Annotated in this window: 26 protein-coding genes and 2 pseudogenes; 8 read left to right on the top strand and 20 right to left on the bottom strand. The window is 66.5% G+C overall.

Annotated elements, in window-relative coordinates:
- The first annotated feature begins 36 nt into the window (after positions 1-36).
- Positions 37-930: an SPFH domain-containing protein gene (locus tag I1A62_RS09345; RefSeq protein WP_124395394.1), complete on the top strand. Its 894-nt coding sequence runs from the start codon at positions 37-39 to the stop codon at positions 928-930.
- Positions 931-973: 43 nt separating this feature from the next.
- On the opposite strand, the gene I1A62_RS09340 is transcribed toward I1A62_RS09345, so the two are convergent.
- From I1A62_RS09340 to I1A62_RS09275, 15 genes and pseudogenes are all read right to left on the bottom strand, one after another.
- Complete coding sequence (locus I1A62_RS09340) at positions 974-1,870, bottom strand: universal stress protein (RefSeq protein WP_219458566.1); 897 nt, start codon at positions 1,868-1,870, stop codon at positions 974-976.
- Positions 1,871-2,521: 651 nt separating this feature from the next.
- Complete coding sequence (locus tag I1A62_RS46285; protein ID WP_257890755.1) at positions 2,522-2,821, bottom strand: hypothetical protein; 300 nt, start codon at positions 2,819-2,821, stop codon at positions 2,522-2,524.
- Positions 2,822-3,045: 224 nt separating this feature from the next.
- A complete protein-coding gene (locus tag I1A62_RS09330) occupies positions 3,046-3,675 on the bottom strand; it encodes a GNAT family N-acetyltransferase (RefSeq protein WP_257890754.1) in 630 nt (209 codons plus the stop codon).
- Complete coding sequence (locus tag I1A62_RS46280) at positions 3,662-4,492, bottom strand: universal stress protein (RefSeq protein WP_257890753.1); 831 nt, start codon at positions 4,490-4,492, stop codon at positions 3,662-3,664. Before I1A62_RS46280 ends, I1A62_RS09330 begins: the two co-directional genes overlap by 14 nt.
- 160 nt (positions 4,493-4,652) lie before the next feature.
- Positions 4,653-5,087 (bottom strand): CBS domain-containing protein, encoded by a 435-nt coding sequence (locus I1A62_RS09325; RefSeq protein WP_124395392.1) that lies wholly within the window; start codon positions 5,085-5,087, stop codon positions 4,653-4,655.
- An 84-nt stretch (positions 5,088-5,171) separates the two neighbouring features.
- On the bottom strand, positions 5,172-5,330 hold the full coding sequence (locus I1A62_RS09320; RefSeq protein WP_192582082.1) for a hypothetical protein: 159 nt from the start codon (positions 5,328-5,330) through the stop codon (positions 5,172-5,174).
- 104 nt (positions 5,331-5,434) lie between these two features.
- A complete protein-coding gene (locus tag I1A62_RS09315) occupies positions 5,435-5,893 on the bottom strand; it encodes an Hsp20/alpha crystallin family protein (RefSeq protein ID WP_124395391.1) in 459 nt (152 codons plus the stop codon).
- Between the two features lie 127 nt (positions 5,894-6,020).
- Positions 6,021-6,623 (bottom strand): hypothetical protein, encoded by a 603-nt coding sequence (locus I1A62_RS09310; RefSeq protein ID WP_124395390.1) that lies wholly within the window; start codon positions 6,621-6,623, stop codon positions 6,021-6,023.
- Positions 6,624-7,272: 649 nt separating this feature from the next.
- The gene (locus tag I1A62_RS09305; protein ID WP_124395389.1) at positions 7,273-7,506 is read right to left on the bottom strand and encodes a ferredoxin; all 234 of its coding nucleotides are present in this window, start codon (positions 7,504-7,506) and stop codon (positions 7,273-7,275) included.
- The gene (locus tag I1A62_RS09300; RefSeq protein WP_219458564.1) at positions 7,503-8,789 is read right to left on the bottom strand and encodes an NADH-ubiquinone oxidoreductase-F iron-sulfur binding region domain-containing protein; all 1,287 of its coding nucleotides are present in this window, start codon (positions 8,787-8,789) and stop codon (positions 7,503-7,505) included. The genes I1A62_RS09305 and I1A62_RS09300 overlap by 4 nt, the downstream gene beginning before the upstream one ends.
- Positions 8,786-9,358, bottom strand: a complete 573-nt coding sequence (locus I1A62_RS09295; RefSeq protein ID WP_124395387.1) for a ferric reductase-like transmembrane domain-containing protein — start codon at positions 9,356-9,358, stop codon at positions 8,786-8,788. Before I1A62_RS09295 ends, I1A62_RS09300 begins: the two co-directional genes overlap by 4 nt.
- Positions 9,358-10,074 (bottom strand): FAD:protein FMN transferase, encoded by a 717-nt coding sequence (locus I1A62_RS09290; RefSeq protein WP_219461136.1) that lies wholly within the window; start codon positions 10,072-10,074, stop codon positions 9,358-9,360. Before I1A62_RS09290 ends, I1A62_RS09295 begins: the two co-directional genes overlap by 1 nt.
- Before the next feature lie 12 nt (positions 10,075-10,086).
- Positions 10,087-11,271 (bottom strand): annotated as a pseudogene (locus tag I1A62_RS09285) (ISAzo13 family transposase); the annotation flags it as partial.
- 68 nt (positions 11,272-11,339) lie between these two features.
- The gene (locus I1A62_RS09280) at positions 11,340-11,633 is read right to left on the bottom strand and encodes a hypothetical protein (RefSeq protein ID WP_219458562.1); all 294 of its coding nucleotides are present in this window, start codon (positions 11,631-11,633) and stop codon (positions 11,340-11,342) included.
- Positions 11,633-11,965, bottom strand: a complete 333-nt coding sequence (locus tag I1A62_RS09275) for a hypothetical protein (protein ID WP_124395385.1) — start codon at positions 11,963-11,965, stop codon at positions 11,633-11,635. Before I1A62_RS09275 ends, I1A62_RS09280 begins: the two co-directional genes overlap by 1 nt.
- Positions 11,966-12,085: 120 nt before the next feature.
- Here I1A62_RS09275 and I1A62_RS09270 point away from each other — a divergent pair, with 120 nt between their 5' ends.
- From I1A62_RS09270 to I1A62_RS09250, 5 genes and pseudogenes are all read left to right on the top strand, one after another.
- The gene (locus tag I1A62_RS09270) at positions 12,086-12,766 is read left to right on the top strand and encodes a response regulator transcription factor (RefSeq protein ID WP_124395384.1); all 681 of its coding nucleotides are present in this window, start codon (positions 12,086-12,088) and stop codon (positions 12,764-12,766) included.
- Positions 12,763-13,998 (top strand): cell wall metabolism sensor histidine kinase WalK, encoded by a 1,236-nt coding sequence (locus I1A62_RS09265; RefSeq protein ID WP_225858433.1) that lies wholly within the window; start codon positions 12,763-12,765, stop codon positions 13,996-13,998. The genes I1A62_RS09270 and I1A62_RS09265 overlap by 4 nt, the downstream gene beginning before the upstream one ends.
- A 107-nt stretch (positions 13,999-14,105) precedes the next feature.
- Positions 14,106-14,627, top strand: a complete 522-nt coding sequence (locus I1A62_RS09260; protein WP_124395383.1) for a DUF2231 domain-containing protein — start codon at positions 14,106-14,108, stop codon at positions 14,625-14,627.
- A gap of 609 nt (positions 14,628-15,236) precedes the next feature.
- Positions 15,237-15,461 (top strand): DUF3263 domain-containing protein, encoded by a 225-nt coding sequence (locus I1A62_RS09255; RefSeq protein WP_124395382.1) that lies wholly within the window; start codon positions 15,237-15,239, stop codon positions 15,459-15,461.
- Between the two features lie 54 nt (positions 15,462-15,515).
- Positions 15,516-16,867, top strand: a pseudogene (locus I1A62_RS09250) (phosphoribosyltransferase family protein).
- A gap of 119 nt (positions 16,868-16,986) precedes the next feature.
- Here the strand turns inward: I1A62_RS09250 and I1A62_RS09245 are convergent.
- The 3 genes from I1A62_RS09245 to I1A62_RS09235 all read right to left on the bottom strand — a co-directional run bounded on the left by I1A62_RS09245 (position 16,987) and on the right by I1A62_RS09235 (position 19,569).
- Complete coding sequence (locus I1A62_RS09245; RefSeq protein WP_124395381.1) at positions 16,987-18,591, bottom strand: MBL fold metallo-hydrolase RNA specificity domain-containing protein; 1,605 nt, start codon at positions 18,589-18,591, stop codon at positions 16,987-16,989.
- Positions 18,592-18,670: 79 nt separating this feature from the next.
- The gene (locus I1A62_RS09240) at positions 18,671-19,189 is read right to left on the bottom strand and encodes a flavodoxin domain-containing protein (RefSeq protein WP_219458561.1); all 519 of its coding nucleotides are present in this window, start codon (positions 19,187-19,189) and stop codon (positions 18,671-18,673) included.
- Between the two features lie 170 nt (positions 19,190-19,359).
- Complete coding sequence (locus I1A62_RS09235) at positions 19,360-19,569, bottom strand: hypothetical protein (protein WP_219458560.1); 210 nt, start codon at positions 19,567-19,569, stop codon at positions 19,360-19,362.
- Positions 19,570-19,792: 223 nt separating this feature from the next.
- On the opposite strand from I1A62_RS09235, the gene I1A62_RS09230 reads away from it, so the two are divergent.
- Both I1A62_RS09230 and I1A62_RS09225 read left to right on the top strand, forming a co-directional pair.
- The gene (locus I1A62_RS09230; protein WP_219458559.1) at positions 19,793-20,068 is read left to right on the top strand and encodes a DUF1918 domain-containing protein; all 276 of its coding nucleotides are present in this window, start codon (positions 19,793-19,795) and stop codon (positions 20,066-20,068) included.
- 28 nt (positions 20,069-20,096) lie between these two features.
- Positions 20,097-20,993, top strand: a complete 897-nt coding sequence (locus I1A62_RS09225; protein WP_219458558.1) for a universal stress protein — start codon at positions 20,097-20,099, stop codon at positions 20,991-20,993.
- Between the two features lie 70 nt (positions 20,994-21,063).
- Here the strand turns inward: I1A62_RS09225 and I1A62_RS09220 are convergent, their stop codons facing one another.
- Together I1A62_RS09220 and I1A62_RS09215 are read right to left on the bottom strand one after the other, a co-directional pair.
- On the bottom strand, positions 21,064-22,215 hold the full coding sequence (locus I1A62_RS09220; protein ID WP_257890938.1) for a serine hydrolase: 1,152 nt from the start codon (positions 22,213-22,215) through the stop codon (positions 21,064-21,066).
- Between the two features lie 193 nt (positions 22,216-22,408).
- Positions 22,409-23,305, bottom strand: a complete 897-nt coding sequence (locus I1A62_RS09215) for a universal stress protein (RefSeq protein WP_124395376.1) — start codon at positions 23,303-23,305, stop codon at positions 22,409-22,411.
- Positions 23,306-23,470 lie beyond the last annotated feature (165 nt).

Below are 23,470 nucleotides of genomic sequence, written 5' to 3'. Positions count from 1 at the left end.
TGTGCAACCTATTCCCGTCGAGAGGTTGGAGTAACCGTGACCGCCGTCGTTGCCGCTGTCGTCGTAGTTATCGTCATTGTGGGCCTGCTTCTGGCGGCCTCGATCCATGTGGTGAACCAGTACGAGAAGGGTGTGCACTTCCGGCTGGGTAAGATCATCGCGGTGCACGACCCGGGCCTGTTGCTGATCATCCCGGTCGTGGACCGACTGACCAAGGTGTCGATGCGGATCGTCACGATGCCGATCCAGTCGCAGGGCATCATCACCCGCGACAACGTCAGCGTCGACATCGCCGCCGTCGCGTACTTCCGGGTCGTCGACGCCCGAAAATCCGTTGTGGTCATCGAGAACGTCGATGCCGCGATCAACCAGATCGCGCAGACCACCCTCCGCAATGTGGTCGGACAGCATTCGCTTGACGAGGCGTTGGCCGACACCGGAGTCATCAACGGGGCGATCCGCCAGATCCTCGACACCACCACCCTCGAATGGGGTGTCGAGGTCACCCTCGTCGAACTCAAGGACATCCAGCTACCCGACACCATGAAACGGGCGATGGCGCGTGAGGCCGAGGCCGAGCGGGAGAAGAGAGCAAAGATCATTGCCGCAGAGGGAGAAGCACGCGCGGCCGCCGCGCTCGGCGAAGCGTCGGACACGATGATGGCCCATCCGCTGGCGCTGCAGTTGCGGAACCTGCAGACCCTCCTCGAACTGGGTGTGGAAAAGAACACCACCGTTGTTTTCCCGGCGCCGCTGATGACTGCCATCGGCGAGGTTGCGACGTTCCTCTCCCGTGAGACAGCGGCGGCCGCTGCAGCTCCCGTCATGGAATCGACCGTCGACCAGACGAATACAACGACCGCGGACGGCGACCGGGCAGCATCATCGATGCCGCACTACCCGGCCTCGACTGTCCCCACGGTCAACTGAGCTTAGGACTGACCTCGAATCCGGAAGGGCTCGCGGGCGCTGTCTACCGGGGCCCGGGAATCGGGTCGTGGCAGATCATCGTCGGGCAGGGATTGTGCAGGAGAAGGTGCCGGCCGACCGGTCCGAGAATGGGACCGGCCTGGGGGCGGGTGTCGTCTCGGGGGCCTATGACCACCAGTTGGGCCAGTTCGGCGCGTTCGAGGAGTACCCGCTCCGGGCTGTTCATGGTGATCAATGTGCGGATCGATAGAGCAGGAAATCGTGTGATCGCGGCATCGACCGCGGAGTCGAGTCGGTCACGTTTGACGCTCTCGTGTGTGTTCCAGTAAGCGAGGTTGGGGGCGGTCAACTCCCCGATGTGGGAGGACGAGCAAGACTGCACGGCGATCAGTGGTGCATCGAAGAGCGTGGCGTACTCGGCGGCAGTGAGCAGCACCTGCGCGCTGGTGCCGCTGCCGCCCACCCCAACGACTATCGGCGCCCGGCTCGGTGAGGAGCGAAGCTCACTACGCCACACGACGACCGGACAGGCGGCGTTCTGGGCAACTTCGATCGCGGTCGACCCGATTGACAGTGTGTGCGAAGCTCCGACACCGACGGCGCCGACGACGATCAATGCGGCATCGGCACCGGCCGCTTCCAGGACAGGCCCCGACAGGCCGGGCATCGTCTCACAACGCACCGAGACGTCGGGAAAGTGCCGGCGAACAGGTATCAGCGCCCGTAAGAGTGCTTCTCTGGCTTGGCGGCGGTGCACCCGGGTCGCGTACGGGTGCTCTCCGGGAACCGCCGATCCTGCCATCGATGCGGACTCGTCCCGGCTGGCATGCACGATTCGGAGTAGGCACTGGCGACGGTCGGCGACCATTGCCGCCCACAATGCGGCGACACGCGCATTCGGTGATCCGTCGACACCGACCAGGATCGTTCCGTCGTTCATCTGGGTGGGCCTACTTCTCTCTCGGCGAGGCGTACATAGGCCTCCGGGTCAGCTGCGTCAATGTCAAGGTGATTCGCCTTCGGGCCGATCATGAATCTTGCTGTCATACAGAGGAAATAGCGACTGCATGGCACCAGGTCGGGGTGGTGGTGCCGGTACCTTTGTGTGGGACACGTTGGCGTGCGGATCGTGTCGGACTCCAGTGTCGCTTTCGGGGCGGCGGAGAGGATAGGGGATTTTGTCATCGGCTGCGGAACAGGCGACGAGACCTTCGCGCCCGTACCGGGTTCGGGTGTGGCGAGACCCGCGGCTCGGCCATCGAGATGTCATTGTCCACGGTCATTCGATCGTGCGGTCCCGGACGCCGCGTCAGTGCCGCCGCTACTTGTCCAGGAACCGGTGCAGTTCAGTGAATGGATAGGTATTGATGACGTCGGTAGGGCAGGCCCAGCCTCGTTGTGTTGTCGCCACACCGAACCGCATGTTGTTCAGGTGGGGGACAGCGTGGGCGTCGGTCGATATCGCGAACCGATACGCCGAAGCGGAGCGCTCGCCGGACCAGATCGCCGCTGAGATCGAGGCGGTCCGGAGACGCGTTGACCTCCATGGCTGTGCCGGTGTGCACTGCTATGCGAAAGATGGTGTCCAGGTCTACCTCGACAGGTGGCCGGGTCCCGATGAGCGGGTGGTGGGATGGCCGATCACATCGACGCACGGATGTTCGACGGCGCGCAGTGCTCGGGTGGTCATTCGTCCCGCGACTGGTGGAACTGGGAATGCACCGAGGCCACGGATGTCGAAGGTGGACAGGAACTCGTCGTCCCCGTCGAGAGACCCGACCGGCTGAATGTTCAGTTCGGTGCCGTGCAGCAGCCGAATTCCCGCGGCGCATTCGAGTTCCCGGATCTGCTTCCGCTGCGCCAACGCTTTCGCGTTGGTCATGCGCTGCATGGAGAGCAACGGTGCGACGTCGGTGATCGCGTAGTACTCGTACCCGCGAGCCGTACCCCGTGCAGTTCGATCCGACTGCAACGCCTTCGCGGCAATCGGGTCAGGGGTCGCGGTCCCGGCGTTCGATATGGCAAACCGGATCGGCGGGGCTCGGGCAGTCTTGGTACGACCGACCATTCGACACCGACAATGTGTCCGGATTTCGTGGCCCCGGTGCGTATCGGTCATCGTTTGTGGATTGCCTTGCCCGCGTTATCGTCTTGTGGCATCGACGGTATGGATGGGTGTGGCTGCGGAGGACTGATTAGTTCGAGGTCGAGATGCACCACCGCACCATGATGGTGGAGCGCATGCGCCCAACCCTGCTCGGTGACGACAGCGAGCATCAGGGTGTTCTCGGCGAGGATCTCGGCCGTCAGGCGTGCCACCCCATGAAAGTACGCGGCGGTGCCGAGCTGCCGGACGAGTAGCGTGCCGATGCCATGCTGCTGATTGTGTCCGGATACGGCCAGGGCGATTTCGGCGCTGACGCGACCCGGGGTGGTGTCAGTGACCACGTAATTGGCGACACCGACCAGTTCGCCGTTCTCGAACGCGCCGAGGGCGAGATGCTTGAAGTCCTGGCAGCAGAGTTGGTCGGCGAAGTCGCCGAGGTGCTTCGGGCGGGGACCGAAGAACCGCAGGTGCGCGTCTGTCGACGACAGCTGTTGGTGCAGCCGTTCGACGACGGCGCGGTCGTCGGCGGTCAGAGCGCGGATGGTGATGTCACCCTCAGCGGCAGTGGGCGCAGGCTCGGCTGCGAGGGGTGACCGGTCGGCGCCTGGTAGTGGGGCGGGCAGATCATGATCGGACAATGACTGTGGTGGAGGAACCGTGAACTCGGAATCGCAATGCCCGGGCCGGTGTGGACACCGGCCAGGACGACCAGCTGAGCGGGTGTGGTCTGCTCCTCCAGGGTCGTCGGATATTCGGGACCGGAAAGGTCGGCGGGAGGACGGCGACATCGGGGAATGCTCGGCGAGCCGCGGCCACGCTCGCTCCGACGCCAGTGGGCTTGCCCAGGGTCGTAGTGTCCGTCGCAGCTGGCTCCGGAATCAATGGGAGGAGAGACAGGACGAGGATCGGGGCGTCGACACGGTGCGCGTAGTCGAACGCGGCGAGGGCGGCACCGCAGTTGTCGGCGCACTCGGCGGCGAGGATCACCGGGCGGTGGTCGGGGAGCTGCCAGGGTGGTCCACGCCAGACGGTGACGGGACAGGCGGTGTGGGCGATGACGGAATCGGCGTGAAAGGCGGCCCCGAAGACGTCGACCGTACCCATCTTAGGGTGGCCGAGCACCACCATCCGTGCACCTGACGCGGCGGCAGCCAATGACTGTGCGGCCGGTCCCTCGATCAGTGCCTCGATGATCTCGAGGTCGGGGAAACGGCGGTGGACCGCGGCAGCGGCCGCACCGGTGATCGATTGTCTCTCGCGTGCTGGATCAGCGTCAGGTGCAGTGCGGGCGGCGGTGAGGCCGGTGTGACTGTGCCGGGCCTCGGGCGCGAGGTAGAGGATGCGAAGCGGGCAGCGCACCAGGTCGGCGAGTGCGCCAGACCAGAGTGCGGCGTCGTGACCGATCGGTGGCTGGTCGACGGTCACGACGATCGGACTGGGGTCGGAGTCGGTCACAGCGGCCTCCTTCCGCAGCAGATAGGCCCGGAGGCGGCCGAGCCGGTGACCGGCGGGCGTTCAGGTCAGCGGTCCGCACCGACCCCGGTCGGCAGGGAACATCAATCCGTCGGCGACGTGGGCGGGGTTGGTCGGCGCACCGAGGCCACCCGCACCGCCGTCAGTGGCTGGGCAGCGCCTTCTGGGCGCAGATCGCTTCGACGAAGGTGCCGACGGCGTGCTCGGGCAGGTGACGGGCGATGTCGGCCTCGCTGATCATTCCGACAAGCCGATGCTCGTCGAGGACGGGCAGGCGCCGGACCTGGTGTTCCTCCATGATTGTCAGTACTTCCTCGACACTCGCCTCTGCTTCGACATGGTAGGTGTGGCCCTGTGCGAGTTCGGCGGCTGTCATCGTGGATGGGTCCGCGCCAGCGGCCACGCATTTGATGACGATGTCGCGGTCGGTGATGATGCCGTGGAGGCGGTCGTCGTCACCGCAGATCGGAAGTGCCCCCACGTCGAGTTCGCGCATACGCTGCGCGGCGGTGGTAAGGGTGTCGTGTTCGCTGATGCAGGTCGCCCCAGTGTGCATGATCTGGCGTGCTTCGGTCATGGCAGGAATCCTCCAAAAGGTGTGTCGAACGATGTGTGCACGAATTGCAGTGATCCGGCGCGATGGGTGTGCGGCCGGTCTCGGTCATCGCTGCCCCGGCTCCGTGACCGCCCGGGCTAGCAGATACGTTCCCAGCCCCACAGCGGCCAGGGCTGCGACAGCGAACGCGACGACGTTCCAGGCCCCGATCGCAGCCAACGCGAGCCACAATGCCACCGCAACGGGGAGGATCGTCTTGAACATAACGTCTCGAATCGGATGGGAAGGTGCGGTATTCGCCAGAACCTGTGGTCACCGATCCGGGTCGGTGGTCGTGGAGATCCACCGGCCCGCTGTCGGGGGCTGCTTCAGCTCTCGCTGCTTCCGGCTGATGTGGTCTTGGTGATTTCCACGTGCCTCTCCGGGGTCGCAGACTCGGACACCGGCACGGTCACCGTCAGGATTCCGTCACCGTAGGTGGCATCGATGTCATCCTCCTTCGCCCCTGGGGGCAGCGGCATCGATCGATAGAAGCTGCCGTAATGAAACTCCGAACGGGTGCCCTCTTTGTGCTTCTCGGAGCGTTCGGCCTTGATCGTCAACATTCCGTCGCGGACGCTGATGTCAACGTCCTTCGCCGGGTCTACACCCGGAAGTTCCGCTTTGATGGTGTAGCAATCCTCAGCAAAGTGTTCCTCCACACGGATCATGTGACCCTCGAGGGATTTCCAGGGCGGCATGGACTCGAACCGGGCGACCAGGTCGGACCAGTCGGGCAGGGCGGGCCAGGTCGGCATGATTGCCTGCCGAGGGGAAAGGGTGCTCATAGCGTGACTCCTCTTCGGTACGTAGTGCTGGGGGACTCTTCGATTCCACCTGACGCCCGCTGCGCGCAGTAGGGCCGACGGTCCTTTGTCGAGGGACTCCGGTCCCACAGGAATTGAATCGACGACATCATCGGACCGTCCATCCCGGTGCCTGTCCGAGGCTGTTCCATTCCTTCTGCCACTGCGCTCGATGATGTTTCGCCATCAGCGAGTGGACCCCGGCCAGGAGGACGCCGCACCCGACGGTCCCCAGGGACCAGAAGGCGAGTGCTGAGACAACCGCTTCGAAACCGTTTTCGGTGCCGGTGTTCGGGTTTGTCATGTAGTTGCCGTGGGCGTCGACCCAAATGGTCACCGTCTGGCCAGCTTTGTCCCCGATGCCGGTCTCCACGTCACCGGTGTGCTCCGTGCCGTTGACCGACCAGCGCGCCGGTGCACGGTCTGGGCCGACCGGTCCACGAACTGGCACGTCTCCCATCGGTGGGAGGGGATTGGCCAGCAACACGGCAGATACCTGCTGCTCGGTCTGCCGGGCGATGCGCGCTTCATCGGTGAGACGGGTGTACGTCGCGGTGCCGAAGGCACCGGCGAAAGGAACCAGCAGCAGGATCAACATCACCACTACCAGAACGAGGGTGGATTCGACTCGGTCACCACTCCGCATGAGCGCGTTACGGCTCCACGGGCCCAGACGCCACCAGCGGGTAAGCGATGCGTCATTGTCGATCATGACGGCCTCCCTGAGTTGTCTCACTTGTCAGTGTCGTGCCCAGCTAATGGCGGTCATAGGGCCAGAGGTGAGCAACCCCTGGGCGACACTCAGGGACTTACGTCACATCTGCCGACAGGGCGTCGAACACGTCTTTCCCCGTCGACGGGCGACGAGGCATCTGCTCTCGCGCGTCGTTCGTTCGGGCCGTGCGGCGTCAGGATGTTCAGCTACGTTCATCGGCTCAGTGATCGGCCCCGGTGCAGGCGGAACACCCGATACTTCGAACCGCCAGACGGTCACGTCACCAGTGCGACAGCCGCGGTGACGCAGATCATGACCGCCAGCAGATCCCGTATCACCGTCGCGAGGGGACCGGAGCCGACGGCCGGATCCTTCCCAAATCGGTGCAAGCCACCGCGGGCGGTGCAAGCCACCGCGGGCGGGGTGAGCCCGTCACATCCTTACCGGGCGTGGCCCCGGATCGGTGGGATGTCACTGCCTTCCCCCGCCCGTTGCGCGGCCACTGCCGGTATAGCCCACGCCGGTAGTGGTGGCACAGTTGCCGAGGGCGAGCCGGGTCAAGAACTGACGACCACTGTTGGCTCGGTCTCCGGGTGGCCGCCGGGTAGATGACGACTTCCAGGGAATCCGTTCTGTGGTCTAGTTTTCAGTTGTTCGGGTGCAGGGTCAGCGCCAGTCGTGGGCACAGCCGCACCGCGTCGCGGGCGTCGGGGTGCAGGTGCGCCGGGATGTCGGGTTCGGGTGTGTGGTCGCGGGCGAGAGGATAGCCCCAGTCGTCGCGGTCGAGCACGGTCGGGAGCAGTTCGGTGCACAGTCCGCGCCCGTCGCAGCGGGTCCAGTCGATGTGCAGGCGCAGTGCCGGCCGGCGTGAGCTGGTCATGGCAGGGCCACCGGGTTTCGAGGCTCTCGCTCGGGGAAGGCGATTTCGCAGGTCCCGCGCAGGTGTAGTTCGACGTCGCGGCAGAAGGCGAGCATGGTGGAGCGGAGGAAGCGGGCTGTGCCGTCGGGATGGTTGCATGCGCCGCGGCGGTCGACCAGCGCGGTCAGCCGCGTGATCTCGCGGGCGCTGTCCGGCCCGGGCCGCCGGTAGGCGAGGTCGGTGAGGATGTTCGCGAGTGCTGGTAGCCCGTTGAGGCAGGGTCCGCACTGGCGGGCGCTTTGGTCGGCCAGATAGGCGACGATGTCGGCGGATCGGCGCAGGCCGCACTCGCCGCTCCTGAGGACCTGGACGACCCCGGCGCCGGGGGTAGATCCCAATGGGGACAGCGACTCTCGTGAGAGTTCTGCGTGTGCCGCGTCGGTCCCGGTGATCCAGGTGCCGTGGTATCCGCCGAGCAGCAGTGCCCGCACGTCGGCGGGGTCGATGCCGGTGTGGTCGCGCAGCAGCCGGGTCAGCGCCGTCCCGGTCGGAACCTCGACCACACCCGGCGCTGCGGTGCAGGAGAGGGTCACCAGCATAGTTCCGGGTTCGGCCTGATTGCCCACCCCGCGGAACCAGTTCGGACCGTAGCGGGCGATCAGCGCCACGTGGGCAAGGGTCTCCACGTTGTGTACCAGGGTGGGCCTGCCGCGGAGCCCGGACCGGGTGAGGCTGGTCAGGTGGTCCCGCGGGATCGCGGGGCGGCCCTCGATCGCGTTGACGACCGCGGATTTCTCGCCGGCGATAAAGGTGTCGGGAGCTTCGGTGAGCTTCACCGGCAGCCGGTCCCAGCCGGCGGCACGCCGCTCGGCGACGGCTCGGCGCACCGCCGGCATGACGTCGGCCGACGTGTAGAGGTGGGCCTCGCGGGCTCCGACGGCTGCGGCGGCCAACGCGGGACCGTCGAGCACGAGGTGCGGTGCGTGCTCGAGCAGCACAGTGTCCTTGCTGCTGGCAGGTTCACCCTCGGCGCCGTTGGCGATCACCACGGGCCGGCGGCCCGTTACGGCACCCATCTTGCTGCCGGTCGGGAACCCGGCCCCACCGCGGCCGCGCAGGCCGGCCTCGACGAGTTGCCCGATCAGCTCGTGCGGCCGATCGGGGCGGGGCGGTGGCCCGAACCGTGCCGCGTGACAGGGCAGATCGGGGCCGTCGGCGGCCAGCAGCCTCCGGTCACCGGACGGGGCCGGCTCGCCGAGGTGGCCGGTGCTCGAACTTTCGTGAAGGTCAGTCGAGGTGGTCATCGGGTCGTCCTGGCCCGTACCTGGTCGTATTCCACGAAATCCCTGCGCACACGCCAGGCCACGCTGCCGGCGACGGCGCACGTACACAGGGCGGCGACGGCGAGTAGCCACGGCCGCCCGGAGTCGGTGCCATTCCCGAGGCCGTGGATCAACGCGATCGGCCACAGCCCGTAGGCGGCCCAGTGCACGAGCCGGAAGGGCCGGGGTCCGAGCCGGTGGCGCAGCACGCTGGTCACGACCACCGCGGCCAGCAGGTCGACTGCGAGGGTGCCCAACCCCAACCAGAACGGTCGATAGACGCCGAGGAACGGCACCACGAAGTCAACCAGCCGCAACTGGGCGTGCGGATCGGCGAGCAGGGTCAGCAGGTGAATGCCGACGAGTGCGGTACCGAGCAGAGCGGCGGTGCGATGTAGTTCGGAGACCCCGAACCGCGGCCACGGACCGAGCGGGCGCCCGGAACGGGTCACGATGCCGGTGGCCACCGCGACCGTGAGCAACACCAGCGCGGTGATCCCCGCGCCGCGGCCGAGCGCCCACAGCGCCTGATCCAACTCGGCGGGGGTCATCAGGCGGCCCTGCACGGCTCGTCGGGCCAGCCGCCGATCGTGCGCACCCATCCGCCGCTGTCGACCAACCGGGCGGGAAGGCCCAGCTTCTCAAGCCAACCGGCGGCCGCGTGGCCGCGGACGAGCGATGCCGTCGTGAGCGTGTTCGCGGCCAAGCACGAGCTGGCGGCGACGCTGACCGTGCGCCAGATCGGGTCTGCCGGGCGGCCGGACCGTGGATCGAGCACGTGATGGACCTGCCTGCCCGCGTGGATCCACCGCCGTTGCAGGGTGCTCGAGGTCGCCAACGCCGCACCGGCGGGAAGGGACACCCGGCAGGCAGGTTCGCCGGCGCCGTCCTGGACCAGCAACTGCCACCCGTCGGCGGGTGCCGGCCCCGCGGTGGCGATGTCCCCGCCGAGGCTGACCAGTACCCCGCAGCCCAGATCCTTCGCCACCAGCCATGCGCACTGGTCGGCGGCGGCAGCTTTGGCGGTGGCACCGAGATCGAGCTGCACACCATCCGGGACGGTGACCGTCCGGTCCTGCACCGTCACCATCGACCACTCGGCCGGCCGGACGAGCACCGCCCCGACCGGGGTATTCGCGTCGTCGATCAACGTGAGGTCACAGTCGTAGCCGAGACCCACGAGCGCGGCGCCGACCGTGGGATCCACGTCCCCGTCCGTGCGGTCGGCTGCGGTCAATGCTGCCCTTAGGGCTTGTGATGAATTAATCTAGCTCGGTTCGGGCGTGTCGTCGGGTGCGGGGTGGAGTGTGTAGTTCCACTCGCCGTGGAACTCGTGGCGCGTCAGGATACCGTGGGTTTCAAGGGCTTTCATCTCCTTGTCGGGGATCTTGACGCCCTTCGGATACTCGGCCTGGTCGAGTTCGGCGCGGACGGTCAGTCCGGTGCTGGTGGTGGTCGCGGCGATGGTCTCGACGATCACCTCGTGACTGGTCAACGGCCGCCCGCGCCAGTTCATTGAGATATGGGAGAACAACCGGTGTTCGATTTTGTTCCACTTGCTGGTGCCCGGCGGCAGGTGGCACACGGTGATCCTCAGGCCGGTGGCGGCGGCGAACTTGGCGAGTTCGGTCTTCCACAGCCGGGTGCGGTACCCATTGGAACCACCACCGTCAGCACTGATCATGAGACGGGAAGCATTGGGGTACATGGGTTTTCCTACTTCATTCCACCAGGTTGCGATGGTGTTGACCGCGAACGCGGCGGTGTCGTGGTCGGTGCCCACCGACACCCATCCGGTGTTCGCGCCGACGTCGTACACCCCGTACGGGTTCGCCTTGCCCAGAACGGGGTCGACGAAGTCGTGGACCTTGACCTGCTCCGGTTCGCCGGACGGCCGCCACTCCCGGCCAGCGTTCTTGTAGGCTCCCACGAGCTCCTTCTTTTTGGTGTCGACACTGATGACCGGATCGCCGGCATCGAGGTGGTCTGCGGCCTGGTCGTTGAGGTACTGGAACTGGGCGTCGCGGTCGGCGTGTTGGTTGCCCTCGATGGTCTTGGCGCCTGCCTGCAGACTGTATCCACCCTCCCTGAGCAGCCGCCGGGTCACCATATCGCTGACCTGATGGCCCCTGTCCCGTAGAGCCGCGGTCAGGGCGCGAATCGATTTCGAGGTCCACCGCAACGGCGACATCGGATCACCCCTGGTCACCGGGTCGATCAGCGACTCGAACGACTCCACCAGACCCTCGTCATGGGCCTCGGCGCGCTTACGACCGCCCCCCGGTCGCCGGGACCGCCCCGAACCCGGAGCCGTCCCGTTCCCGGCTTCCTTGCGACCCCGACGCACCGTGTCGGCCGCGACCCTGGTCGCCGCGGCCACGATCGCGACCCCGCCAGGCCCCAACTCGGCGGCCTCTGCGCCCAGCCACAACCGCCGCTGAAACTCCGTCAAATGCGGGCGCATCACGGCATACCGCCGCGCCACCGAGTCCGCCACATCCGTCATAGCGCAACGGTAACGCCCGAAACCAGCTAAAGCGACATTATTTTGTCACATGCCCTTAGCAGATCGGCGAGCAGCACGCTGACCTCGGTCGGCTGGCCGCGGCGCCGCGCGAGCAGGGTGAGCTCGGAATCGGCACGGAAGCGGCTGCAGGCGAGTTCGACCGCCGCGAGATGGTCGGCGACCAGCACCCGCGCCTGTGCCAGCCGCCCGGCATCGGTGACCACCAGCCGTGCCTGGGTCCCCCACAGCGGCCACACAGCCGCGGCCACCCTCTCGTCGTCGCACTCGTAACTTCGCTCCAACTCAACGATTCCGTTCATCAGGACCCGCTCGAGGTTGCGTGGTGGTGACCGGACCCGGTCGACAGTCGTGGCGCGGTGCCGAATACCCCACTCTCCGAGCCCCCGGAACCGGGCCCGGAACCGGGGTCGGCGGAGCCAGGAGTCAAGGACGAGGCGTCGGGATGATCGGAGCCGCCGGTACCGGGCGCGATGATCGTCGACCCGGTCGGCGCGGTAATGGCGGCTGCCGTTGAGGTATGGGTGTCGGCGAAGGCCATCGCTGCTCCGCCGATCGTGCCCGCCACGCTCAACGCCACCAGCGCCTTCGTGGCGACGCGGACGTTGCGGCGACCTTGCTGCGGTGATGCCATAGCCGACCCCTTCGACCGTCCCGATCCGTCGTAGCCACATGTCGTCAGGTGGACCCTCGGTGTCCATGGTGCCGAATGTTTCTGGGAGAATTCTCAGAACCACGGTGGCAGGCTCGGTCCATGACGGATATCCACCCGACGGCAGAGGTGCTGCTCGTAGAGGACGATCATCAGCTCGCGGCGATGCTGACGGCACTCCTGGCCGAGGAGGGCTACCGGGTCGAGGTGGCACGTGACGGGCAGATCGGACTGCATCTCGGTCTGACTCGACGCTTCGATGCACTGATCATCGATCGAGGGCTGCCGGTGCTCGAGGGCCTGGACTTGCTGCGGGCATTGCGGTCGAAAGGGGTCGGCACCCCGACGCTGGTGCTGACCGCTCGGGGAGCAGTATCCGACCGGGTGGCCGGTCTCGACGCGGGAGCCGAGGATTATCTGGTCAAACCGTTCGAGATCCCGGAACTCCTCGCCCGGATCAGGGCGCTGCTGCGCCGGCACACCGACATCGCAAGCTCGCTCCCCGTCGGTGGTCGCCGGCTGTTTCTCGCGAGCCGGATCGTCGTCGACGCCGCAGGAGCCGGCGAGGAGGTGGAGCTGTCCGATCGTGAATGCGCGCTGCTCGCGCTGTTGGCCGCCGCCCCGGACCAGGTGTTCACCCGGCCGCAGCTGCTCGAGCGGGTCTTCGACCGCGCCGACACCGTCGGTACCGTCGACACCTACGTGCACTACCTACGCCGCAAACTCGGCCGCGAGGTCATCCGCACGGTCCACGGCGTCGGCTACCGGCTGGGCGCACCGTGAGATTCCGGCGCGGCAGTAGCTCCGCGGCACTGGCCGCCGACCAAGTGCTACTGCGGCGCACCGGCCGCGTCGCCGCGCTGCAGGTCGCACTCGCACTCGGGGTGGTGTTGATGCTGATCGGTGCGGTCACGTTCCTGTTCGACATCCACGTGCAGAACGGAGAAATCAGCGGGCAGCTTTCCGGCGTGGTCGCCAGCGCCGACGACGTCACAGACGCGCCGCCGGGCATGGCGCTGGCGATCCGCACGCTGTCGGGAAACGTCGCTGTCAGCGACCGCGCGCCCGCCGCGACCACCCGCCTGCTCGATGGGCCCCTCGGATACTCCGACGTCCACGACGGAGGGGCCGATTACCGGGCGTTGGTCGCCGACCGCGACGGCACTCGCATCGTCGCGCTGCTCGACCTGTCGCCGTGGCAGAACGGACGTCAGCGGCTGCTGCTTGCGCTGGCCGCGGCCGAGATCGCCGGCGTGATCGGCGCCACCGTAGTAGTGGTGATGCTCTCGAGGCGGGCAATCCGCCCCCTCGCGACGGCGCTGTCGCTGCAACGCCGTTTCGTCGCCGATGCCTCCCACGAGCTACGGGCACCGCTGACGCTGCTCCACACCCGCGCCCAACTCGCGGCCCGGCGGGCCGACCAGCAGGACGTCGACGAAGCGCTGCGTGAGCACCTCCACGGTCTCGTCGCCGACACCCGAGCCCTCGGCGACGTCGTCGAGGACCTGCTGCTGGTGGCGTCACTCGAGTCCGGCGTCCGCGTCCCGGGCCGGGAGCGAGTCGACCCGCTCGCCCTGTGCGAAGAGGTGCGCGGCGGCGCCGCCGCGCACGCCGCGAGCCTCGGGATCCGACTCGACATCGAGGCCCCCGGCCAAGGGGACGCCGCGATCATCGGTTCCCGATCCGCGTTGCGGCGAGCGCTCATCGCGCTGATCGACAACGCGCTCGCGCACGAGAAGCCCGGCGGCCGTGTGCTCCTGCGCGTCCACCGGGACACCAAGTCGGTGTCGGTGTCCGTCACCGACACCGGTGTCGGGCTCGACCCCCACACCACCGAACAGTTGTTCACCCGATTTGCGCACGGCGACGGCCACACCGCCGGGGTGCGCCACTACGGGATCGGGCTGGCCCTGGTCCGGGAGATCGTCACCGCCCACCACGGCCACATCACGGTCGCCGGCGCCCCCGGCCACGGCGCCACCTTCACCCTCACATTCCCCGCCGCACCCCCGTAGCGGTCTCGCCCGATCGGCCCACCCCGGCTCGACCTTCCCAGAATTCTCCCAAAATCCCGACATAGCCTGCGGAGGTCCACAGCAGTCGAGGAGTCGGAGTATTCGCCATGGGCCCCACCACGATCAACGGGCTACCCGCACATCCAATGTTGGTGCATTTCGTTGCTGTGCTCGTCCCGGTTGCCGCGCTCATGCTGCTGCTATCGGTCTTCTGGCCCGCGGCCCGGCGACGTCTGGGCATTATCACGCCGCTGATCGCGCTGGTCACACTCATCCTGGTGCCGCTGACTACCCACGCCGGGGAATGGCTCGAACACCGCACCGAGCGCGACCCGCTGGTCCGTGCCCACGCCCAAATCGGCGACCAACTGCTCTACTGGTCGTTCGGAGTGTTCGTTGTCGCCGCGGTGTGGTGGCTCGTGCATGACGACCGCACCACTGCCTGGCTTGCGGCCAGGGCCCACCGGGTGAACGCTGTAGCCGCGGGCAGGGCGGCGACGATCACCCTGACGGCCATCGCACTGGTCCTCGCTGTGGGCTCGGTCATCCAGGACTACCGAATCGGCGAGAGCGGGGCGAAAGCGGTATGGCACGACCAAGCCCAAGTCCCCACGGCCACGAATCGATAGGCGTACAACGCATGAGTCCGGCCGCCGGTGCTGGGCTCCTACAGTCATCAACCGATCAGATCGCACCCCCGACGAGCAGAAGGAGGTGACGACGAGGGCCCATCGACCGTGACCCAGGCGAGAGCCGCAGCAAGCACGCAAGATCGACGGGAGAATGTCCGTCGGTGAGGCACTTTCGTATTCGGCTACGCATCACCAGCTAGCGATCGAGGCATGGGAGCGGGCGCTCGTGACTGTCGCCGCCAACCTGTGGTCATCGTTCCGTTGGCCATCGACGACGGCGGTCGGGGGAGGGCCACTGCCCCGGTGTCACGCCGACGTACGCGGCGCACAGCACTTTCGCCTGCGTAAATTCAGAAGGCAGCAGCGCCTGAGGGAAATGTCCAGGAGGCTGTGCACCCCGCTCCTGAAACTGACACCGTCGGCGGCAGCTTGTGGTGACCGAGGGTTTTCGCCGGCGAGGACTTCGGACTCTAGAGCGAACCAGATGATCGCCATACGTTGACTACGACCACAGTCCATCCCGGCGCGTTCCCACCGAGCGCCATGCGCTCCGAAGATCCGAGAACCGCCCGGAGGCTGCGGGCTGAACGGTGAAAGGGGAAGTCAATGCTTACTGCCACCCCGATGGAGATGATCGCCTTCGAACGGCGCTGGTATCGCCTCGGCGGTGGACCCGCCGACGCCATCCGAACCGAGTTCGGGCTGCCGCCGGCGATATTCTTTCGACGTCTCGAGGACTTCCTCGAAACCGATCGACCCGACACCATCACCCCGTCGGAAGCCTCGGAGATGCTGCGAGTGTGCCGTCGCCGACTCTGGCTCGACAAATGATCCGAATCGGACTTCGCGGATACGTTCCGCCCGCTGTCGCCCAGGGGAGGCCTTGTGACGGCATTCGCTGATCGCGCTGAGGCGGGACGCCGCCTGGCCCGTCGACTGAACGTGTTTCGAGGCGGGGACGTGGTCGTTCCCGCGTTGCCGCGGGGCGGAGTGCCGGTCGCGTTCGAGGTCGCGAAGGCATTGAATGCCCCACTCGATGTGATCGTGGTCCGCAAACTCGGGATGCCCTACCAACCCGAAGTGGCCTTCGGGGCGCTCGGGGAACACGGAGCCCGGGTAATCGACATCGACACCGTGCGGCGGGTCGGTCTCAGCGCCACGGAAATCGCCGAAGTCGAACAAAAACAGTCAGCCGAACTACGACGGTGCACCGAACTGTTCCACGGCGGCCTCGCCCCCATCCCACTGGCTGGCCGGACCGCGTTGATCGTCGACGACGGCATAGCCACCGGATCGACCGCCCAGGCGGCGTGCCAGGTCGCCCGCGCGCGGGGTGCTGCGCGGGTTGTAGTGGCGGTGCCTATCGGATCGCCAGACATGATCGACGACCTCGCCCGGGAGGCGGACGAGGTCGTCTGCATGGAGTCACCGCACGGTCTTTCCGCGATCGGACAGGGTTACCGCAGCTTTTCCCAGACCACCGACCGTGACGTGACCGAACTGCTGCAGGCTGCACGCGACGGCTTCCGTGAACCAACCACCACCCACCAGGACTGTGGTCATCGACCACTGTGCGACGACGACATCGAGATCGACACGGGCACGGTCCGGCTCGCAGGCCATTTGACCATCCCGGAGGATCCGGTCGGGATGGTCGTGTTCGCGCACGGCAGCGGCAGCAGCCGACACAGCCCCCGCAACCGCTACGTTGCCGACGTCTTGAATCGGGCGGGACTCGCGACGCTCTTGTTCGACCTCCTCGGTGCCGACGAAGAAGGCGACCGAACCCTGGTGTTCGACATCGACCTCCTCTCGGAGCGACTGGTCGACGCTACCTGCTGGCTGAGGACACAATCGTTCGCCGCGGATCTGCCGATCGGCTACTTCGGGGCGAGTACGGGGGCCGCAGCAGCACTGTGCGCGGTCTCCGACCCTCGTGTCGACATCAAGGCTGTCGTCGCCCGCGGCGGCCGTCCCGACCTCGCGGGCGTGTGCCTGAGGAAAGTGCACACCTGCACCCTGTTGATCGTCGGTTCCCGCGACGAAGCCGTCCTCGACCTCAACCGCCGCGCACAGGCCGCGATCCCCGGCAACAGCGGCCTCGAGATCGTGCCGGGAGCCACGCACCTGTTCGACGAGCCGGGACCCTCGAGCAGGCCGCAGCATTGGCGCGCGACTGGTTCACGACCTATCTGCCGGTGCGGGCGGTCGGCAAACCGGGGCCGCATGCCCCATAGTCGGGGCGATCTCGGGCATCACTGTCCGAGCCGGTAGCGGTCGACGGAGTGGGGAGTGGAGAGGGCCGCTCGCTCGGTCCAGCAACAGGCGAATCTCGGTACGGGCAAATCTTGCCCGATCAGGCGCGGACCCGATTCCGGCGAGTGTGGTGGGGTTCGGCGTATTCGTCGAGAACCTTGCGCATGTCCGCGATGGCTTTCCGGCGGTTCCCGGAATCGGAAATCCGCGCGAGTTGGTGCTTGAGACCGACCGCAAAATCGGCGTAGTCGTTCTGCCAGTCACGGCCGATCAATTGCGCTGCATCCGAACGCGCGGTGCCGACCAGCTTCGCCGGGGTGCCGGACTGCAATTGGTAACTTTCTCCGATTGCCGGGATGGTCACGGGAAGTGAAGGATCGTGCTCTGTGACCAGTTCGGCCAGCGCCGCCGCTGCCCCCGGCTCCCCGTGTGTGAGGAACAAGCTGCCCGAGATCGGCTTCCGCTCGGTGATCCACGTCAGAAGTTCGGACTGGTCGGCATGGGCGGAGTAGCTGTCGATCCGCCGGATTTGGGCTCTGACGTTGAGGTCGGTTCCTGAAATGCGCACGCGCTCTGCGCCTTCGAGGAGTATCCGTCCGAGCGATCCTTGTGCCTGGAACCCGACGAACAGGATCGTCGAATCCCGGCGATGCAGATTGTGCTCGAGGTGGTGGCGGATGCGTCCGGCCTCGCACATGCCCGAGGCCGCGATGATGATGACCCCTGACATGTTGTTGATTCGCATGGAAGCGGAAGCGTCGTCTACGTAGTGGATCGAGGGATGGTGGAAGATGTCCTTGCCGCCGAGATCCTCGAGTTCGGATGCATGTCTGGCGAAGACACTGGTCGCACGGTTGGCCAGCGGTGAGTCGACGAAGACCGGCACGTGGGGGATCCGATCCTGATCGGCGAGATACGCGATATCGAGTAAGAGTTCCTGGGTGCGTTCGAGCGCAAACGCGGGAATCACCAGATTGCCGCCGCGGCCGATGGCCGTGTTGATTTCTTCTTCCAACAGGTCGCGTCGCTGGGCGATGGTGAGTTGCGCCCGGGTTCGGCTGCCGTAGGTCGATTCACAGACGACGTAGTCCAACCCTGCAGGCCCCTCGGGATCGGCGTGGAATGCCTTGTTCTGAGGGCCGAGGTCGCCGGAACAGAGCAGGCGCACGTCCCCGGCGGCGACCTCCGCCGATGTCGCACCCAGAATGTGCCCCGCATTCCATAGCCGTGACCGAAAGCCTGCAGTGGGCTCGAACCATTCTTCCAGTGGTACCGGTCGGGTCTGCCGCCATGCGGTGAGGGCATCTTGTTCGGTGTAGAGCGGCTCGAATGTCGCCTCGCCGGCGCGGTCGCGGCGTTGGTTTCGTCGCTGTGCCTCGAACTCCTGGATTCGCCCGGCGTCGGCGAGCATGTATTCCAGGAGGTCGGCGGTTTGGTCGGTGCAAAATATCGGTCCTTCGTAGCCCTGTGCCACAAGTTTGGGTAGCAGGCCACAATGATCGATATGGGCGTGGGTGAGGACGACTGCGTCAACGGTGTCCGGTGCGAAGGCGAAAGCCCCGTAGTTCAGCGTCTCGAGGCTGCGTGATCCCTGGAACAGACCGCAGTCCACCAGAATGCGCCGGTCCTCGAACGTAAATTCCATGCACGAACCGGTTACCGTCTTCGCGGCTCCGTGGAAGGTGAGGTTCACGGGATTTGCCATGGGAGGCTCCTCCGAGGTGGCGTGGCTATGGCTGAAAACGGCGTGCGACCGCGGGCACGCAGCGAAAACGAGGTCGCCATCACTGATGCTGCGCGAGCACTCGCCCCCACTGTTCGGCCCGCGTCGCTTCGTCGTCCTCGAGGTGCGACTCCTTGTCGACGAGGAAACTCTCCGACTCCGCGACGAGATCGAACCCCAGGTGGCGAAGCTTCTTCCCGATACCTTTCGATGCCCTTCCGGTCAACAAGGCGGGTGCATCCGAGCGGGTATCGAACGTGACGGCCCTGCCATGTGAGGGCGGAAGCGACGAGAGCCATTCTCGAATACCTTCGCTGGTGGCATCCGGCTCGAGCGTGACCGTGCTGTCGGGCTTGCGCGCGGTCGCTTCTGCGCCGCGGCGCGTCGACTCGCGGCTCATCCCGTGTACGTGCGTCGGACCGCCGACGATCAACAGGTCGTACGCGGACAGGTCCTCCTCACGTGCCTGCGACACCGGAACAGTTTTTACCGCACCGGTGGTGGCCACTCCGCGTGCGATCGCTTCGGCGACGTGACGGGTGTTTCCGAACATCGACTCATAGACGACCAGTGTGCTCATGATCTCTTCCTCCTGTAACGAGTGCCCCGTCGGGGCGAGTGGACCGATTACATGTGTAGTTCTCCGACGGGTTCATCCACGACCGTTTCATCCGCTGCAACCGCCCGGTCAGGGCACAAGGTCTTGTGACAGCACGCCTTTCGTGCACAAGTTCGCATGACAGGGGACAGTCACGACGCGCGTTGATCGTGATCGGCGTCGAACATGACGCGCGCCCACCAGTTGGCCAACGGACTCGGATCGGGCCACGTCACAACGTCCGGTTCGGGCACCGGAACGCGCTGCTGCCTGCCTCCGGCATTCGACGGCGGGATTCGCCGGGCCGCGGGGGCCGGCGGTGCCGCCGCAGGCAGTCGGCGTTCTCTGGGTGCTGGCTTCATGTCGACTCCAACCGGGGAGATGTTCTACTGCCATCGAACCCGCACGGCCCGGCGCCCGACTAGGGCCGACCGTCACTTTTCGGCCGCCACCGCTCGTCTGCTCCCGGCCGCCTCGGGCGCCGACAGGTGCCGAAAGCCTCTTCCCCGCCGCCACCCCCACCACCGACAATCGAAACCGCTACGCACCAATCGACCATGTGGGTTGTGGCGGACGGAGATCGGAATGCATGCAGAAGCGGGGGATTGGCTGGTGGTGAAGGGCACGATTGTCGATACGCCGGACGAGGTCGGGCAGATTGTCGAGGTCCGTCAGGCCGACGGCGGGCCGCCGTATCGCGTCAGGTGGTTGCGCAACGACCATGAAGCGCTCGTCTTTCCGGGACCCGACGCCCATGTGGTGACGGCCGCCGAAAAGCTGAAGGCGGACAGTCACGAGCGGAGCCGCATCGCCGAACTTCAGCAGGCGATCGCCCGACAGCCCCATGCCCGCCGAGCCTGACACGGGTGATCCGGAGAAGGAGTAGACCATGAGCACTCTCGCGAACCGGCAATCCATCGTCGTCGGTGTCGACGGCTCGGAACGGGCGTTGCGGGCCGCGGTGTGGGCTGCGGCGGTAGCCCAGCGGAAGAATGCGCCTCTGCATCTGGCGCACTCGCTGCCGACCCCCGGATATCACTTCAGTGAGGCGGCACTGTTGTTTCAGGACGAATTCGCTGCGGAGGTAGAACGATCCGCGGAAGAGATCCTTGATCGGGTCGAGCGCCGAGTGCGGCAGGAATTCCCGGATATCCGGTTGTCGCGCAGCACCCATCCCGGGCCCGCAGGGCAGGCCCTCGTCGCAGTGAGCGAACATGCGGAGTTGGTGGTGGCCGGCGCCACCGGTGCCGGCACGGTGAAGTCGCTCGTCACCGGTTCGACTGTCATGCGAGTGGTCAACCACGCGCATTGCCCCGTCACGGTCTTCCGGTCGCAGAGTCGATCTCCGGTGCCGGATCGCAGTCCCGTCATTGTCGGTGTCGACGGCAGTGACCTCAGTGCGCAGGCCGTCGAGTCCGCGGTCGAGTTCGCGACCTTGTTCGAGGTTCCGGTCCTGGCAGTGCACGGCTGGGGTGCCGGTGACATCGTGGGTCGGCGGCCGGCGGAGGAGCAGGTGAATTGGAAAATCGTGGCGGAGGAACAGGCCGTCCTGGTGGCGGAGAGTCTGGCCGGGTGGCGAGAGAAGTATCCCGACCTGCAGCTGACAACGATCATCGAGGAGCAGAATCCCGCAGAGCTTCTTCTCGAATACGCCGATGATGCCCAACTGGTCGTCGTCGGAAGCCACGGCCACAATCGGTTCGCCGGCTCCCTGATGGGATCGACCAGCCAGAATCTCCTGCATCACGCGATGTGCCCGGTGATGATCTGCCGCACCGACACGTGAGCGGCCTGTGCTGCGGTATTCCTCAGGGTGCACACACGCGGATCTGTACAGACGTCGATCGCGTTCCGGCTTACAGTCGGCGCGCGATCGATTCGGCCGTCGCGCCCAGTTTGGCAAGTCGTAGGTCGGCCAGGGGTGTGAGGGTGTTGCCCATCCGATTGGTCACGAATGCCACTGACAGGCCGGTGTCCGGGTCGGCGAATGCACCGGAGCCGCCGAGACCGTAGTGACCGAAGGCGCTGGGCGACTGGTCGCGGCTTGCGACGAACGCGTGGTGGTACCCGAGCCGCCAGTTCATGCGTAGACCCAATACGTAGTCCCGGGCAGTGGTCTGCACTTCGCCGATCTGTGCGACGGTATCTTCGCTCAGGAATCGGATGCCGTCCACCATGCCGCGGTTGGCGATCGCCGCATACATGCGCGCGAGCGCCCGAGCATTGAACACCCCGTTCCAGCCGGGCATCACGTGGTCGTGGATCGCCGGGTTGCGGACGAGTTCGTCGAAGCCGTCCGGCATGCCTGCGGCGGCCAGGTTCTTCAACCCGGGTGTTCGGGACAGGGCGAAGGATGTCACACCCCAGGGGATTCCGAAAGGATTGATGCGCGGAAAGAGTTTCGCGATGCGGCGACGCTCCTGATCGGGGACCTGGAACCAGAACTCGCGGAGGGCGAGTGGCTCGGCGATCTCGGTGCGGACCAGGTCCGTGAACGACATTCCGGTGACCTGAGTGGTGAGTTCGGCAACGAGCGAACCGAAGGTCACCGCGTGGTAGCCGGGCATGACCGTTCGTCGACGGTCCGGAGTTGCGCACGCGAGAGCGGACGCCAATCCGTCGTGATCGAGAAGTGCCAGACGGCCTGGGACCAGGCCACGCACTCGATGGAGCCCGGCCCGGTGACTCAGCAGCTCACGCACCGTGACTGTGTCCTTGCCCGCGCTCGCGAACTCGGGCCAGTACTGGGCGACCGGTGCGTCGTAGTCGATCAGTCCGCGGTCGACCAGCCGGTGGAGAACGGTGCTGGCCACACCCTTACCGGTGGAAAACGACACCGATACGGTGTCGGACTGCCACCGCGTGGTCCGGGTGGCCCAGCCCGACCAGATGTCAACGACCGGCTCACCATGCAGGTAGACCGCCAGCGCACCGCCACCGTCCGAGGTCTGCTCGAAAAGTCGGAAGAACTGGCCTGCCAGCGCGCCGAAGCGCGGGTCGACCACCATCACCGTCGGTACGGGCAACTCCCGGCGGGAGGCGACGTGGTCGGATCCGCTCTGGTTCGGGACTTCGTGGGCGTGGGTCATGGCGTGCTCTTCCGTGCATTCGGAGGTCGCCTCCTGCGGCCTCGTCGAGTTGTCTATACAACGTCGGACGCCCCCGAACCATTCCAAGGCGGCACAGCACACAAGTGAATTGTCAGCTCCGGACGATCATCAGTGGGCGATGCGAGGCGCGAAGCAGAGCCCGGCTGGTGGAACCGAGCAGCAGCGCGGCGAATCCGCCACGTCCTCTGCTCCCGGTCACCACGAGTTGCGCGTGCCGCGACTGTTCGACGAGGTGGTGCACGGGCCGATCCCGAATTACGACCTTCCGCACCGCCACATCCGGGTAGGGATCGGCCCACCCGGCCAGACTCTCGGACAGCACCGCCTCCTCCGCGGTGGCGACCGCGGGCCATCCGAGATTGTGGTCGTCTTGGTCCACTGTGAATACCGAGGCGATGTCGTAGTCGCTCCACGCGTGCACCGCCACCAGGTCGGTGTTACGCAGCCGTGCCTCCTCGAACGCCGCCCCGATCGCCGGTTCGCTCCGCGCGGAGCCATCGACCCCCACGGCAACCGGGCCGTCGAGAACCGCGTCGTCGGAATCGGGCATCCCGCGGACCACCACGACCGGGCACGGCGCGTGGGTGGCTACCGCCGTGCTCACCGAGCCGACAAGCCCACCGGTGAACTCGCCGAGTCCGCGCGAGCCGACCACAACCATCCGCGCGGTCGTCGCCAACTCGAGCAATGCAGCGGCCGCAGAACCCTCCCGCAATGTGCGGTGCACCGTCAGGGACGCTGCTCCCGCCGTCTTCGCCGCCAATTCCGCGGCAGCACCCAGGCGCCGTCGCCCCACGAACTCGAGGTCTGTGTAGGCGCCGGCGGACAAGTTGACCGCGTCGCCGAAGGTGCCGGGTCGGACAACGATCGAGGACGCGAGCAAGAGCGGGACCGACCGGAGCACCGCCTCCTGGGCGGCCCATCGAACAGCGTCGAGAGCGGCGGCAGAGCCGTCGACACCCACTATGACGGGGGCATCTGCGCGCATCAGGATCTCCTTAGTCGCTTCATGGTCGCCGACATCTCCAGAATCCGGCCGCGCCCACAATTCACGTAGGGCCGAACGGCCCTTCGCTGATGGCGGAGGTCTGCAAGGTGACCAGGGCAGGAGCCGAAAGGCCCTGTGCCCGGCTTCGACGGAGCGGGACACTGG

It is taken from the genome of Rhodococcus sp. USK10 (genome assembly GCF_019378875.1).
Lineage (GTDB): Bacteria > Actinomycetota > Actinomycetes > Mycobacteriales > Mycobacteriaceae > Rhodococcus_F > Rhodococcus_F pseudokoreensis.
This window is presented reverse-complemented; position numbering and strand designations above follow the sequence as displayed.

What these genes read in the sequence shown, in the direction of transcription:
- I1A62_RS09305 (WP_124395389.1), bottom strand. Translation starts at nt 7,506, where the DNA reads ATGACCAGCTCACGCCGGCCGGCACTGCGCCTGCACATCGACTGGACC.
- I1A62_RS09270 (WP_124395384.1), top strand. Translation starts at nt 12,086, where the DNA reads ATGACGGATATCCACCCGACGGCAGAGGTGCTGCTCGTAGAGGACGAT.
- I1A62_RS09245 (WP_124395381.1), bottom strand. Translation starts at nt 18,591, where the DNA reads ATGGCAAATCCCGTGAACCTCACCTTCCACGGAGCCGCGAAGACGGTA.
- I1A62_RS09215 (WP_124395376.1), bottom strand. Translation starts at nt 23,305, where the DNA reads ATGCGCGCAGATGCCCCCGTCATAGTGGGTGTCGACGGCTCTGCCGCC.
- I1A62_RS09340 (WP_219458566.1), bottom strand. Translation starts at nt 1,870, where the DNA reads ATGAACGACGGAACGATCCTGGTCGGTGTCGACGGATCACCGAATGCG.
- I1A62_RS09260 (WP_124395383.1), top strand. Translation starts at nt 14,106, where the DNA reads ATGGGCCCCACCACGATCAACGGGCTACCCGCACATCCAATGTTGGTG.
- I1A62_RS09240 (WP_219458561.1), bottom strand. Translation starts at nt 19,189, where the DNA reads ATGAGCACACTGGTCGTCTATGAGTCGATGTTCGGAAACACCCGTCAC.
- I1A62_RS09320 (WP_192582082.1), bottom strand. Translation starts at nt 5,330, where the DNA reads ATGTTCAAGACGATCCTCCCCGTTGCGGTGGCATTGTGGCTCGCGTTG.
- I1A62_RS46285 (WP_257890755.1), bottom strand. Translation starts at nt 2,821, where the DNA reads ATGCAGCGCATGACCAACGCGAAAGCGTTGGCGCAGCGGAAGCAGATC.
- I1A62_RS09280 (WP_219458562.1), bottom strand. Translation starts at nt 11,633, where the DNA reads ATGAACGGAATCGTTGAGTTGGAGCGAAGTTACGAGTGCGACGACGAG.
- I1A62_RS09225 (WP_219458558.1), top strand. Translation starts at nt 20,097, where the DNA reads ATGAGCACTCTCGCGAACCGGCAATCCATCGTCGTCGGTGTCGACGGC.
- I1A62_RS09255 (WP_124395382.1), top strand. Translation starts at nt 15,237, where the DNA reads ATGCTTACTGCCACCCCGATGGAGATGATCGCCTTCGAACGGCGCTGG.
- I1A62_RS09275 (WP_124395385.1), bottom strand. Translation starts at nt 11,965, where the DNA reads ATGGCATCACCGCAGCAAGGTCGCCGCAACGTCCGCGTCGCCACGAAG.
- I1A62_RS09230 (WP_219458559.1), top strand. Translation starts at nt 19,793, where the DNA reads ATGCATGCAGAAGCGGGGGATTGGCTGGTGGTGAAGGGCACGATTGTC.
- I1A62_RS09315 (WP_124395391.1), bottom strand. Translation starts at nt 5,893, where the DNA reads ATGAGCACCCTTTCCCCTCGGCAGGCAATCATGCCGACCTGGCCCGCC.
- I1A62_RS09220 (WP_257890938.1), bottom strand. Translation starts at nt 22,215, where the DNA reads ATGGTGGTCGACCCGCGCTTCGGCGCGCTGGCAGGCCAGTTCTTCCGA.
- I1A62_RS09235 (WP_219458560.1), bottom strand. Translation starts at nt 19,569, where the DNA reads ATGAAGCCAGCACCCAGAGAACGCCGACTGCCTGCGGCGGCACCGCCG.
- I1A62_RS09325 (WP_124395392.1), bottom strand. Translation starts at nt 5,087, where the DNA reads ATGACCGAAGCACGCCAGATCATGCACACTGGGGCGACCTGCATCAGC.
- I1A62_RS09310 (WP_124395390.1), bottom strand. Translation starts at nt 6,623, where the DNA reads ATGATCGACAATGACGCATCGCTTACCCGCTGGTGGCGTCTGGGCCCG.
- I1A62_RS09295 (WP_124395387.1), bottom strand. Translation starts at nt 9,358, where the DNA reads ATGACCCCCGCCGAGTTGGATCAGGCGCTGTGGGCGCTCGGCCGCGGC.
- I1A62_RS09300 (WP_219458564.1), bottom strand. Translation starts at nt 8,789, where the DNA reads ATGACCACCTCGACTGACCTTCACGAAAGTTCGAGCACCGGCCACCTC.